At 73.7% G+C, this 12,520-nt stretch carries 13 protein-coding genes; 11 read left to right on the forward strand and 2 right to left on the reverse strand.

The genetic code is table 11. The features are described 5' to 3' along the window. Nucleotides 1-62 precede the first annotated feature (62 nt). From ACQP1P_RS17110 to ACQP1P_RS17155, 10 genes are all read left to right on the forward strand, one after another. Entirely contained in the window at nucleotides 63-1,040 is a 978-nt protein-coding gene (locus tag ACQP1P_RS17110; RefSeq protein ID WP_433087658.1) for an ABC transporter ATP-binding protein, read from the forward strand. After that, nucleotides 1,033-1,821, forward strand: a complete 789-nt coding sequence (locus tag ACQP1P_RS17115) for an ATP-binding cassette domain-containing protein (RefSeq protein ID WP_433087659.1) — start codon at nucleotides 1,033-1,035, stop codon at nucleotides 1,819-1,821. Before ACQP1P_RS17110 ends, ACQP1P_RS17115 begins: the two co-directional genes overlap by 8 nt. Beyond that, the gene (locus ACQP1P_RS17120; protein WP_433087660.1) at nucleotides 1,805-2,704 is read left to right on the forward strand and encodes an ABC transporter permease; all 900 of its coding nucleotides are present in this window, start codon (nucleotides 1,805-1,807) and stop codon (nucleotides 2,702-2,704) included. The genes ACQP1P_RS17115 and ACQP1P_RS17120 overlap by 17 nt, the downstream gene beginning before the upstream one ends. A 179-nt stretch (nucleotides 2,705-2,883) precedes the next feature. After that, on the forward strand, nucleotides 2,884-3,810 hold the full coding sequence (locus ACQP1P_RS17125) for an ABC transporter permease (protein WP_433087661.1): 927 nt from the start codon (nucleotides 2,884-2,886) through the stop codon (nucleotides 3,808-3,810). 25 nt (nucleotides 3,811-3,835) lie between these two features. Then, nucleotides 3,836-4,966: a Gfo/Idh/MocA family protein gene (locus tag ACQP1P_RS17130; RefSeq protein WP_433087662.1), complete on the forward strand. Its 1,131-nt coding sequence runs from the start codon at nucleotides 3,836-3,838 to the stop codon at nucleotides 4,964-4,966. Further along, nucleotides 4,963-6,438: a TldD/PmbA family protein gene (locus ACQP1P_RS17135; protein WP_433087663.1), complete on the forward strand. Its 1,476-nt coding sequence runs from the start codon at nucleotides 4,963-4,965 to the stop codon at nucleotides 6,436-6,438. Before ACQP1P_RS17130 ends, ACQP1P_RS17135 begins: the two co-directional genes overlap by 4 nt. Further along, on the forward strand, nucleotides 6,438-7,793 hold the full coding sequence (locus ACQP1P_RS17140) for a TldD/PmbA family protein (protein ID WP_433087664.1): 1,356 nt from the start codon (nucleotides 6,438-6,440) through the stop codon (nucleotides 7,791-7,793). Before ACQP1P_RS17135 ends, ACQP1P_RS17140 begins: the two co-directional genes overlap by 1 nt. Continuing rightward, on the forward strand, nucleotides 7,790-8,656 hold the full coding sequence (locus ACQP1P_RS17145) for a DUF4438 family protein (protein ID WP_433087665.1): 867 nt from the start codon (nucleotides 7,790-7,792) through the stop codon (nucleotides 8,654-8,656). Before ACQP1P_RS17140 ends, ACQP1P_RS17145 begins: the two co-directional genes overlap by 4 nt. Continuing rightward, a complete protein-coding gene (locus ACQP1P_RS17150; RefSeq protein WP_433087666.1) occupies nucleotides 8,653-9,450 on the forward strand; it encodes a DUF4438 family protein in 798 nt (265 codons plus the stop codon). The genes ACQP1P_RS17145 and ACQP1P_RS17150 overlap by 4 nt, the downstream gene beginning before the upstream one ends. Then, entirely contained in the window at nucleotides 9,447-10,127 is a 681-nt protein-coding gene (locus tag ACQP1P_RS17155; protein WP_433087667.1) for a GntR family transcriptional regulator, read from the forward strand. The genes ACQP1P_RS17150 and ACQP1P_RS17155 overlap by 4 nt, the downstream gene beginning before the upstream one ends. Nucleotides 10,128-10,181: 54 nt before the next feature. On the opposite strand, the gene ACQP1P_RS17160 is transcribed toward ACQP1P_RS17155, so the two are convergent. Next, the gene (locus ACQP1P_RS17160) at nucleotides 10,182-11,210 is read right to left on the reverse strand and encodes an aldo/keto reductase (RefSeq protein WP_433087668.1); all 1,029 of its coding nucleotides are present in this window, start codon (nucleotides 11,208-11,210) and stop codon (nucleotides 10,182-10,184) included. Nucleotides 11,211-11,285: 75 nt separating this feature from the next. On the opposite strand from ACQP1P_RS17160, the gene ACQP1P_RS17165 reads away from it, so the two are divergent. Further along, the gene (locus tag ACQP1P_RS17165) at nucleotides 11,286-11,858 is read left to right on the forward strand and encodes a TetR/AcrR family transcriptional regulator (protein ID WP_433087669.1); all 573 of its coding nucleotides are present in this window, start codon (nucleotides 11,286-11,288) and stop codon (nucleotides 11,856-11,858) included. On the opposite strand, the gene ACQP1P_RS17170 is transcribed toward ACQP1P_RS17165, so the two are convergent. After that, nucleotides 11,818-12,432 carry an alpha/beta hydrolase gene (locus ACQP1P_RS17170; protein WP_433087670.1) on the reverse strand — a complete coding sequence of 205 codons (615 nt, stop codon included), beginning with the start codon at nucleotides 12,430-12,432 and terminating at the stop codon, nucleotides 11,818-11,820. The two genes, ACQP1P_RS17165 and ACQP1P_RS17170, sit on opposite strands and share 41 nt — an antisense overlap. Nucleotides 12,433-12,520: the final 88 nt, after the last annotated feature.

Consider the following 12,520-nt stretch of genomic DNA (forward strand, 5'->3'; position numbering starts at 1 on the left):
GCGGTGCTCCCGCCCGGGGGCTCGCACGAGCCCCCGGGCGGGACCTAGCTGAGGACATTGATGTGACGACACTGCTTGAGGTCGACGACCTGACCGTCGACTTCGAACGCGACGGGGAGCGCTCCGCCGCCGTGCGCGGCGTCTCGTTCGCCGTGGAAGCGGGCGAGCGGGTCGGCATCGTCGGCGAGTCCGGCTCCGGCAAGTCCGTGACCGCGCAGGCGGTGATGCGGCTGCTGCCCCAGACCGCCGGCGTCGGCGGGCGGATCGCCTTCGACGGCCACGACGTGCTGGCCTTCGACGCCAAGCGGCTCGCGAGCTGGCGCGGGGCCGACATCGCCATGGTCTTCCAGGACCCGATGTCGAGCCTCAACCCGCTGCTGCGGGTCGGCACCCAGCTCGCCGAGGGGCTGCGTCACCACCGGGGGCTGGGCAAGGCGGCCGCGCGGGACGAGGCGGCCCGGCTGCTGCGCACCGTGGGCATCGGCGACGCCGAGCGGCGGCTGCGGGAGTACCCGCACGCGTTCAGCGGCGGCATGCGCCAGCGCGTGTGCATCGCCATCGCGGCGGCCTGCACGCCGCGGCTGATCGTCGCCGACGAGCCGACCACCGCGCTCGACGTCACCGTGCAGGCCCAGGTGCTCGACCTGCTCGACGAGCTCACCGACCGCCACGGCACGGCGACCGTCCTCATCAGCCACGACCTCGGCGTCGTGTCGAGCTTCTGCGACCGGATCCTCATCATGTACGCCGGGCGCGTCGTCGAGTCCGGCCCGACCGACGAGATCGTGGCCAACCCGACCCACCCCTACACCCGCGCGCTGCTGGACTCCATCCCGCGGCTGCGCGGCGAGCTGCCCCGGAGGCTGCCCACGATCCCGGGGGCGCCGCCGTTCGGCGGGGTGCCGGCCGGGCAGTGCGCGTTCGCCGACCGCTGCCCCCGCGCCCGGGACCTGTGCCGCACCGAGGATCCCGCGCTGCGCCCGACCGGCCCCGGCGTCGCCGCCGCGTGCCACTTCCCACTGGGGGGCGAGCATGCCTGAGCCCGCCGTGGCCGTGCGGAACCTCACGGTGTCCTACCGCAAGCGGGTCGCGGTCGACGCGGTCAGCTTCACCATCGAGCCGGGCCGCACCCTGGGCCTGGCCGGTGAGTCCGGCTCCGGCAAGAGCAGCGTGGCCCGGGCCCTCATGCGGGTCGTCGAGCCGGCCTCGGGCTCGGTGCGCATCGGCGGGCAGGAGGTCACCAGCCTGCGCGGCGGCGCCCTGCGGCGGTTCCGCCGGCACATGCAGATGGTGTTCCAGGACCCGTACGACTCGCTCAACCCGCGGCTCACGGTGGGCCAGAACGTCGCCGAGGCGCTCACCGCGGCCGGGGTGCCCCGCCCCGACCACACCGCCCGCGTGCGCGAACTGTTCGGGCGGGTCGGGCTGCCGTCCGGGTTCACCGGCCGCTACCCGCACCAGCTCTCCGGCGGGCAGCGCCAGCGCGTCTCCATCGCGCGGGCCCTCGCCGTCGGCCCGCAGGTGCTCGTCTGCGACGAGGCGGTGTCGGCCCTGGACGTCTCGGTCCGGGCCCAGATCCTCAACCTGCTCAAGGACCTGCAGGAGGCCGACGGGCTGGCCTACCTGTTCATCAGCCACGACATGTCGACGCTGCGGTTCATGGCCGACGACGTGGCCATCATGCAGGCCGGGCGGATCGTGGAGACCGGCAGCAGCGAGGCCGTCTTCGCCGACCCGGCCCACGAGTACACCCGGGCGCTCATCGCCGCGATCCCCGAGCCCGGCTCCGGACGGAGGCAACGCCGTGACCGTACCCATTGAAGTCGGCACCGAGGTCGCCGCGCCCGGGTTCTGGCGGCGGGCCCGGCGCAGCCTGCGCCACGACTGGCCCGCGCTGGTCTCCATCGCGCTGCTGGTCCTGCTCGCCCTGGCCGCGATCCTGGCCCCGCTGCTGGCCCCGCACCCGCCGCTGAGCACCTACCCGGAGGGCCTGGAGATCACCGGCGCGCCGGTCGGCCCCGGCGGCGACTTCCCGCTCGGTGCCGACCCCAACGGCCGCGACGTGCTGTCCCGGCTGCTCTACGGCGCCCGCGTCTCGCTCGTCATCGGCATCCTCGCCAACGGCCTCGCGACCGTCCTCGGCGTGCTCGTCGGGCTGATCGCCGGCTACCTCGGCGGCTGGGTCGAGACCGTGCTCATGCGGATCACCGACATCGTGATGTCGTTCCCGATCCTGCTGTTCTGCATCGCGCTGATCTCGGTGACGGGGCCCAGCGCCCGCAACGTCGTCGTGGTCATCGCGCTCATCTACTGGACCGCGCTGGCCCGCATCATCCGCAGTCTCGTGCTGTCGCTCAAGGAGCGCGAGTTCGTCGTGGCCGCGCGGACCCTGGGCCTGTCGCACTGGAGGATCATGCGCAAGCACCTCTTCCCGCACCTCGTGCCGACGATCATCGTCTACGCCACCCTCGGCGTGGCCTCGTCCATCCTCATCGAGGCGTCGCTGTCGTTCCTCGGCGTCGGCGTGCCCGTGCCCGACCCCTCCTGGGGCCAGATGATCGAGCAGGGCAAGGAGTACTTCCAGATCGCGCCCTGGCTGCTCTTTGCCCCCGGCGTGTGCCTGCTGCTGACCGTCCTGTCGTTCAACCTCGCCGGCGACTGGCTGCGCGACCTGCTCGACCCGACCGCACCGGAGCGTCGCTGACATGAGTGGTTCGGAGCGAAGCGGAGAGGCCACTCATCAATGTTGCAGCGTGGGGCTCAGGCCGGCGCCGGAGCTTGCGGAGGTGTCGGCATGAGTGGTTCGGAGCGAAGCGGAGAGGCCACTCATCAATGTTGCAGCGTGGGGCTCAGGCCGGCGCCGGAGCTTGCGGAGGTGTCGGCATGAGCCGGTTCCTGCTGCGCCGCTTGCCTCAGGCGATCGTCGTGCTCTTCGGCGTCGTCACCCTGGCCTTCTTCATGACCCACGTGGTGCCCGGCGACCCGGCCCGGCTCATCGCCGGCCCCAACGCCAGCCCCGCCACCGTCGCCTCCATCCACGCCCAGCTCGGCCTGGACCGCGGCCTCGGCTACCAGTACTGGACGTACCTGCGCCAGGTGCTGCACGGCGACCTCGGCGTCAGCTACGCCCTGCAGGGCACGTCCGTCGGCGACGCCATCTGGCGGGCGCTGCCGGTCAGCGCGGCCGTGGCCCTGCTCGGCGTGCTGTTCGAGGTGCTGCTCGGCGTCCCGGCCGGGATCGTGGCCGCCTACCGGCCCAAGGGCCTGCTGGACCGCGCGGTGACGCTCGCGTCGCTGGTCGGGCTGTCCGCCCCGCCGTTCTGGCTCGGCCTGCTGCTGCTGTACGCCCTCGCCTATAAGTCCAGCGTCTTCCCGCTGAGCGGCTACGAGTCGCCGTACCTCAACTTCCTGATCCTGCCCGCCTTCACCCTCGGGCTCGGCGGCGCGGCCTGGTACGCCCGCCTCACCCGCACCAACATGCTGGAGGCGCTGCGCAGCCCCTACGTGCAGACGGCCCGGGCCAAGGGCATGCCGGAGCGGGTCGTGCTGCTGCGCCACTGCCTGCGCAACGTCCTCAGCCCGCTGCTGACCATGCTCGGCATGGACCTCGGCTACTTCCTCGGCGGCGTCGTCGTCATCGAGTCCGTCTTCGGCCTGCCGGGCATCGGCAAGCTCACCTTCGACGCCATCGGCACCCTCGACATCCCGATGATCACCGGCGCGGTCCTCTTCGCCGCGTTCTTCATCGTCGTCATGAACCTGCTCGTCGACCTCGCCTACGCCGCCATCGACCCCCGCGTCCGGCGGTAGTACAACCCCCTGGAAAGGACCACCCATGAGCGACAAGCTCCGCGTCGCCGTCGTCGGCTCGGGCCGCTGGGCCCAGCGCGCGCACATCCCCGGCTGGCAGCGCGACCCGCGCGCCGAGGTCGTCGCGATCGCCGACACGGACCCGGCGACCGTGGCCGAGGCCGGCGACAAGTTCGGCGTGGCCAAGCGCGTCACCGACTACCGCGAGCTGCTCGACGACCCGGGCATCGACGTGATCGACGTGGCCACCGCCAACCGGGCCCACTTCGAGATCTCCGCCGCGGCGCTGGACGCCGGCAAGCACGTGCTGTGCGAGAAGCCGGTGCACCACGACTACCGCCAGACCCGGGCGCTGTCGGAGCTCGCCCGGGCCAAGGGGCTCAAGACCAAGCTGGGCTTCACGTTCCGCTACGCGCCGGCGATCCAGTACGCCAAGCACCTCATCGACACCGGGTTCGTCGGGCAGCCGTACGTCTTCAACGGCTACGAGCAGAACAGCCAGTGGATCGACCCGGCCACCCCGATGCGCCAGGTCGACCCCGACGCCGACCCGGCCGTCATCGCCACCTCGTCGATCGAGGGCTACGGCGCCCCGATCATCGACATCATGCACTGGTGGGCCGGCACCGACCTGCAGTCGGTCGTCGGCACCATGCGCAACTTCGTGCCCGAGCGCATGGTCCGCGACACCGGGCTCATGCAGCGGCTCAACATCGACGACGGCGACATGTGGATCGCCGAGTTCGGGGGCGGGCTGCTCGCCTCGATCCAGTCCTCGTACGTGACCGTCGGCAACTTCCCCGGCATCGAGGCGCGCATCTACGGCTCCGAAGGCGCCATCATCGTGCGGCTGGTCGAGGAGTTCGGCATCTGCCAGACCATCAGGACCGCGACCCGCCACGAGGTCGAGTTCGTCGAGCGGGAGATCCCGCAGGAGTTCTTCCCCGAGGGCGGGCACTCCCGCGAGGACTGGGACTTCCTGTTCTACTCGAACCTCTGCGCCGACTTCACCACCGAGATCCTCTCCGGCGGGCCGGGCAACCAGGGCGACTTCGGCCAGGGCGCGCTCGTGCAGGAGACCATCAACGCGTTCGAGCGCTCCTTCCGCACCCGCTCCTGGGTGAACCTGCCGCTGACCGAGGAGGCCGCGGCGTGACGGGCCACGACTGGGGAACGCTCGCCGAGGACGGCACGGCCGCCCGGATCCTCGACTCGGCCCTGGCCGCCGTGTCCGGACGCGTCCAGTTCGCCGACGCCCGGCTCATCGAGGCCGAGGAGCTGCGGTCGTACGTCCAGAAGGGCTCCGACCCCGACGAGCGGATCGAGCAGAACATCGGCATCGGGGTCCGCGTGCTCGTGGACGGGCAGTGGGGGTTCGCCGCCCGTCCCCTCGCCGAGGAGTCCGACGCGGCCGCGGCCGCAGCCCAGGCCCACCGGGTCGCCGTCGCCCTGGCCGGCAGCGGCAAGCCGGTCGACCTGCCGCCGCGGGAGCCGGCCGGCGGCCGCTACGAGACCGTGGTCGAGCAGGACCCGTTCGCGGTCTCGTCCGCCCAGCGCCAGGAGCTGCTCGCCGCCTGGCTGGCCGCCGCGACGGCCCCCGCCGAGGTGGCCGCGGCCCAGGCCGGGATCAACGCCAAGCGGCAGCACCGGCACTACGCCGACACCGAGGGCTCCCGCCAGCACCAGCACTTCACCGAGACCGGCGCGATGCTCATGGTCACCGCGAGCGGCCACGGCGACGTGCAGCGGCGCAGCTACCCGAACTCGTTCCACGGCAACACCGCGGCGGGCGGGTGGGAGTACCTCGCCTCGCTGCGCATGCTCGACAACGCCGCCCGGGTCGGGGAGGAGGCGGTCGCCCTGCTCACCGCGCCGGTCGCCCCCGCCGGGCGCGCCGACGTCGTCATCGGCGCCCAGCAGGTCTCGCTGCAGATCCACGAGTCGTGCGGGCACGCGCTCGAGCTCGACCGGATGCTCGGCGACGAGGCCAACTACGCCGGCACCTCGTTCATCAAGCCGGGCGACGTGGGCTCGCTGCGGTACGGCTCCCCGGCCGTCACCATCACCTCCGACCCGACGGTGCCGGGCACCCGCGGCAGCTTCGCCTTCGACGACGAGGGCACCCCCGCCCGCGCCAGCCACCTGATCGAGGCCGGCATCGTGCGCAACACGCTGTCGAACCGGGACTCGGCCGGCCGGGCCGGGCTCGCCCTCACCGGCGCCGCCCGCTCCGACGGCTGGGCCTACCTGCCGGTCTGCTTCGCCACCCACGTGTTCCTGCAACCCGGCGACGGCGGCCGCCTCGACGAGCTGCTGGCGCGGATGGGCGACGGCTACTACATCGACGACAACCGCAGCTGGTCGATCGACAACCAGCGGCTCAACTTCCAGTTCGGCACCGAGGTCGCCTACGAGGTCAAGGGCGGGCGGCGGGGCCGGCTGCTGAAGAACTTCTCCTACGGCGGCGTGACCCCGCGGTTCTGGGGCTCGGTCGAGGCGGTGGCCGGCCCGTCGGAGTTCCGCGCGTTCGGCTACCCGTGCGGCAAGGGCGAGCCCAAGCAGTGGGGCTTCCTCAGCCACGGCGCCGCGCCGATGCTCGTGCGCGACCTGCAGATCGGAGTGGCGTGATGACCGCGATCGTCGACCCGGACCGGCTCCTGGCCGCCCTGGAACAAGCGTCCGGCACCGCCGACGCCGACGCCGTGGAGATCGCGCTGCTGGGCAAGGCGGGGGAGTACACCCGCTTCGCCGGCGGCCGCGTGCACCAGCCGCAGGACGTCACCGAGACCCAGTTCACGGTCCGGGCCCTGGTGGACGGGCACGCCGCGCGCGCCGCGACCGGGGTGCTCGGCGGTCTGGAGACCGCCGTGGCCCGCGCCGCCGAGCTGGCCCGCTCCGTCGCCCGCAGCGCCGGGCGGCCGGGCGCCGCGAGCATCGCCGAGCCCGCCGAGGCGCCGAAGCTGGACCTGTGGCACGAGGACACCGTCGCGTTCGACGCCGGGGCCCGGGCCGGTCTGGCCGCGTTCACGATGGGCGAGGCGGAGCGGGCCGGCGGGCACGCGGCCGGGATGTTCGGCCGGGCCGTCACCCAGCTCGCCGTCGTCAACAGCGCCGGGGTCGCCCACCACACCCTCGCCACCGAGGCGATCGGGAGCCTGACCGCCACCGTCGACGAGGGCACCTCGCACTGGATCGACCTGCACCGCTCGGCCGCCGCCCTGGCCGCCGAGGAGTCGGTGCGGCGCACGGTCCGCGAGGCGGTCGCCGGGCGCGGCCGGGGCCCGCTGCCCGACGGGCACCACACCGTCGTGCTCGGCCCGCAGGCCGCCGGTGAGCTGCTGGGCTTCCTGGAGGCGTTCGGCTTCTCCGGCGAGCTCGCCGCGGCCGGCGTCGGCCTCGTCGCGAACCGGGCCGGGGAGAAGGTGGCATCCGCGCTGGTGACCGTCGCCGACGACGCCACCGCGCCCTACGGGCTGCCGATCGGCTTCGACCTGGAGGGCACCCCGAAGTCGCGGGTGCCGCTGCTGAGCGCCGGCGTCGTCGGCGCCGCCGTCACCGACCTGGCCAGCGCGCGGGCGCTCGGCACGGCCCCGACCGGCCACGCGCACGTGGCCCGCGAGGAGCCGCCGAGCCCGGTCGCCGCGAACATCGTGCTGAGCCCGGGCGAGCACACCGAGGAGGAGCTGATCGCCGGCGTCGAGCGCGGCGTGTACGTGCAGCGCTTCTGGTACACCCGGCTCGTCGACCGGGTGGCGGGCACCATCACCGGGGTCAGCCGCGACGGCTGCTTCCTGATCGAGAACGGGCGCCTCGCCGCGCCCGTCGCCGGGGCCCGGTTCACCCACTCGGTCCTCGACCTGCTCGCGACGGTCGACGGCGTCGGCCGTACCGTGCGATCGCAACCGGTCATGAACGTGTGGAACGGTGCCGTGAGCGCACCGGCGCTGCGCGGCCACGGCTTCCGCTTCGGGGCGGCGTCATGAGCGGGGTCCGGACCAATCGGGAAAGGCTCGTCACGCAGATCCTCGCCGGCGAGGTCTGGCCCGCGCTCGCCGATCGGCACGGGTATCGGGTCGATGCCGACGGCACCCCGTTCCTGCTGCCCGGCATGGGCGGGGTCACCCTCGGCGCGCACGCCGGCGACCCCGCGACCGGCTACGCCGCCGACCACCTGGAGCCGGGCCTGTCGGTGCGGGCCGCCGACCCCGGCGCCAACATGGCCCTGCAGTTCCTGTCCTGCGTCGGCAACACGGTCACGGTGCGCAGCGGCCCCGCGGCCGGGGCCACGGGACGGGTGATCGGGCAGCACGCCTACGTCCTGGTCGACATGCCGGAGGCGGCGCTGGAGCAGGTCAGCTCCGGCGACCGGGTCAGCGTCGCCGCCACCGGCCAGGGTCTGAAGCTGCTCGACCACCCGGCGATCGTGGCCAAGAACCTCGACCCGCTCGCCCTCGACGCCCTGCCGATCACCACCCGCGCCGACGGGCGGCTCGAGGTCGGGGTCGCCGCGCGGGTGCCCGCCGCCGCGGTCGGCGCCGGCGCCGGCATGGTGTCGGAGTTCGCCAACACCGACCTGATGGGCGCCTACGCCGGGCAGGGCGAGGACCTGTCGCTGGGGCTGGAGGCGCTGCGCATCGGCGACGTCGTCGTGCTGGCCGACCAGGACCACCGCTTCGGGCGCGGGTTCCGGCCGGGGTACCTCACCATCGGCGTCATCAGCACGGGCCACTGCCGCCTCTTCGGCCACGGCCCCGGGCCCAGCACCATCCTCAGCGGGCCCGCGGAGGCGTTCGCGATCGTCGACGACGCGGACGCGAACCTTTCACTGTTGGGAGTTCGACTGTGAGCACGGTCGCCATGAACCTGACGGGGGCGGTGGAGACCCCGGCGATGGGGTCCTCGCCCTACCTCGTCGACGCCGACGGCGCCCCGTACGTGCCGATCGGCTCCTCGGGCGTGGTGCTCGGGGTCCGCCTCGGCGACGGGGTCTTCGACCACGACGCCGACCACGCGGCCCCGGGCGTCACCCTCGAGCACCGCGACCAGGCCGCCCGGCACGCGCTGACCGCGTTCGCGTGCCTGGGCAACGAGGCCGTCGTGCGCACCGGCGCCGCCGCCGGCGCCCGCGGGACGGTGCTCGGCAAGCGCGGCGAGGAGGGCCGGGTCATCGTGCTCTTCCCCGACGAGGTCCTGGCGCAGCTGCTGCCCGGGGACGCCGTCGCGGTGCGCGCCCACGGGCAGGGCGCGACGCTGCCGGGGCTCACGGTGCTCAACACCGACCCGCGGATGCTGCCCCGGCTCGCGCTCCCGCTCGGCGTGCGCGGGATCGTCGCCTCGTCCGTCGTCGGCAACGGCATCGGCCGCCCGGCCCAGATGTGGGACCTCGACCTGCAGGAGGTGCCGCCCGGGCTGCGGCTCGGCGACCTCGTGGCCGTGGACGACCTCGACGTGCGCCACAACGCCGGCTACCGGCGGGGCTGGCGCACGGTGGGCGTGATCGTGCACGGCGGCAGCCCGCTGCCCGGCCACGGCCCCGGCCTGATGCCGCTGCTCTGCGGCCCGGCGGCGGACCTGCCCGTGCACGCCGACGGCGACCAGCACCTCGGTCTGCGGGCCGACGACCTAGACTTCCGGCCATGACCGACCCCGGATCGTTCCTGCACCGGTCGCTGCCCGAGGCGGTGTACCTGGTGCTGCGGCGCAAGATCCTCAACAACGAGTACGCGGCCGGGCAGCGCCTCGTCGAGGCCCCGCTGGCCGAGGAGCTCGGGGTCAGCCGCTCGACCGTCCGCGAGGCGCTGCGCCAGCTCAGCGTCGACGGCCTCGTGGACATCTCGCCGCGGCGGCACAGCATCGTGACGCGGATGTCCTACGAGGACATTCGCGACGCCTGCTATGCCCGCTTCGTCCTGGAGGCCGGCGCGGTGCGCTGCATCAGCGGCAACCGCGACGACGTCCTCGGCCGCATGCAGCAGGTGGTGGACCGGATGGCGGACACCGCCGCCGACGGCGACGTGGCCACCATGATCGACCTCGACACCGAGTTCCACGGCTGCATCATCGACGCCGCGGGCAAGCAGCGCCTCGCCGTGCTGTGGCGGACCCTGGACGCCCAGATGGGCGCGCTCATGCGCTCGTCGATCGACCGCCAGCACATCGGCCTGGACGAGGCCGTGCGCCGCCACCAGTACGTGATCGACGTGTTCCGGGTCGGCTCGGGCGAGGAGATCGTGGCGATGCTGGAGGACCACTACCTCGGCGCCGTGGACAGCATGGCCGAGGCGGGCGTCCTCGAGGGCAAGGCCGCCGGCGCCTAGGCGGCGAGGGCAAGGCCACCCGGGCCTAGGCGGCGAGGGCAGGGCCACCGGCGCCTAGGCGGCCGCGCGGTCGCCCGCCGGGCGGCGGCGCAGCGCGGTCTGCTGCAGTTCCGGCGGGTTGTAGGCCATGTCGAGGCGGCCCACGTCGGTGCCGGGCGCGACGATCGCGTCGATCTCGTCCAGGATCGCGTCGTCGAGGGCGATCTCCGCCCCGGCGAGCAGGTCGTCGAGCTGCTCCATGGTGCGCGGGCCGATGATGGCCGAGGTGACGCCGGGGTGGGCGACGGCGAAGGCCATCGCGAGGTGCGTCAGCGACATCCCGGCCTGCTCGGCGATCGGCACCAGCCGCTCGACGGCGTCGAGGCGGCGCTCGTCGCGGTAGTGCTCGAACGGCAGGTTGCCGCGGTGGGTGCCGGCCTGCTGCCCCTTGCGGAACCTCCCCGTGAGCATGCCCTGGGCCAGGGGGCTCCAGACCAGCGTGCCCATGCCGTAGCGCTGGGCGACGGGCAGGATCTCGCGCTCGATGCCGCGGTCGAGGATGGAGTACGGCGGCTGCTCGGTGCGGTACCGCTCCAGCCCCCGCCGCTCGGCCGCCCACTGCGCCTCGACGATCGCGGAGGCCGGGAACGTCGAGGAGCCGATCGCCCGGACCTTGCCGCTGCGCACGAGATCGGTGAGCGCGGACAGCGTCTCCTCGATGTCGACGGTCGGGTCGAGGCGGTGCACCTGGTAGAGGTCGATGTAGTCGGTCCCCAGCCGCCGCAGCGAGTGCTCGACCTCGGCCATGATCCAGCGGCGTGAGGTGCCGCGCCGGTTCGGGTCGTCGCCCATGGCCCCGTTGACCTTGGTGGCGAGCACGACGTCCTCGCGCCGGCCCCGTAGCGCCTTGCCCACGATCTCCTCGGACTCGCCGCGGGAGTACACGTCGGCGGTGTCGATGCAGTTGATGCCCGCGTCCAGCGCCCGGTGGATGATTCGGACCGAGTCCTCGTGGTCGGGGTTGCCGATGGCGCCGAACATCATGGCGCCCAGGCAGTAGGGGCTGACCTGGATGCCGGTGCGGCCGAGCGTGCGGTAGCGCATGCTGCGCCTCCTTGCGTACGATGAGCAAACCGGAACGCTTTATCAGTTACTACGATACGGAACGTCTTCTCACTTATGCAACCGACACCCGGCAAGCGCGTGCGCGCCGACGCCCAGCGCAACTTCGACGCCCTGGTCGAGGCGGCCCGCGAGGTCTTCAAAACCTCCGGCGTCGACGCGCCGGTGCGCGAGATCGCGACCCGGGCCGGGGTCGGCCTGGCCACCTTCTACCGCCACTTCCCGGAGCGCTCCGACCTGGTGACGGCGGTCTTCCGGCACGAGGTCGACGCGTGCGCCGACACCGCGGCGGTCCTCGCCGCCGAGCACCCGCCGCTGGAGGCCCTGGTGCGGTGGCTGCACCGCTACACCGGGTTCGTGAGCGCCAAGCGCGGCCTCTACGCGGCCCTGCACTCCGGCAACCCGGCGTTCGAGCCGCTGCCGCTGTACTTCCGCGAGCGCTTCGAGCCGGCCCTCACCGGGCTGCTGGCCGCCGCGGCCGAGGCGGGCGAGGTGCGGGCCGACGCCGAGCCCATGCACGTCCTGCACGCCATCTCGCGCCTGTGCACCGGCGTGCACCCGGACGCCGACCGGTACATGGTCGACCTGCTCATCGACGGTCTGCGCTTCGGGGCCGGCTCCAGGGGTTGACGAACTCACGCACGATCCGGTTCCAGGTGCGCCAGTGCCGCAGCATCGTGTGCCCGCCGCCCGGCACCGGGACGAACCGGGCGCCGTGCGCGGCCGTGAACCGGCGCGACGCGGCCGGGTCGGTGATCCGGTCGCGGTCGCCGTGCGCGATGAGCAGCGGCCGGTCCGCCGGCACGGGCAGGTCCTGGTCGGGCGGCTCGATCCAGGGGGCGAGCGCGCAGATGCCGCCGACGCCCGGCTCGGCCGCCACGTGCAGCGCCACCCGGCCGCCCATCGAGTGCCCGACCAGCACCACCGGCACCCCCGGGTGGCGGCGGGCGGCCTCGGCCAGGGCCCAGCGGGCGTCGGCGACCGGGTGCCGCCGGGGCTCGTTCCAGCCCCGCAGCCGGTACCGCAACCGCCACACGGTCACGCCCGGCCCCGCCACCGCCCGGCCGAACGGGAGCATCCGCAGGTAGGCGACCCCGTAGCGCCGGGCCCCGGCCGTGCTGTCCGCGTCGCCCCCGGGCAGGAGCAGGACCAGCACGCGGGGGTCGGCGGCGCCGCGGACGCTCAGGTGGGGCTCGCTGCTCATGCCGCTGATTCGACACCATGCGGCCCCCGGCCGGGCAGGGACCCGGGTCACATCCCGTCCGGCGGGTCCTTTCCCCTACCGCGCGGAT

Origin of the sequence: Dactylosporangium sp. CA-052675, from assembly GCF_050947935.1 — a bacterium.
In the GTDB taxonomy this organism is placed as follows: Bacteria; Actinomycetota; Actinomycetes; order Mycobacteriales; family Micromonosporaceae; genus Dactylosporangium.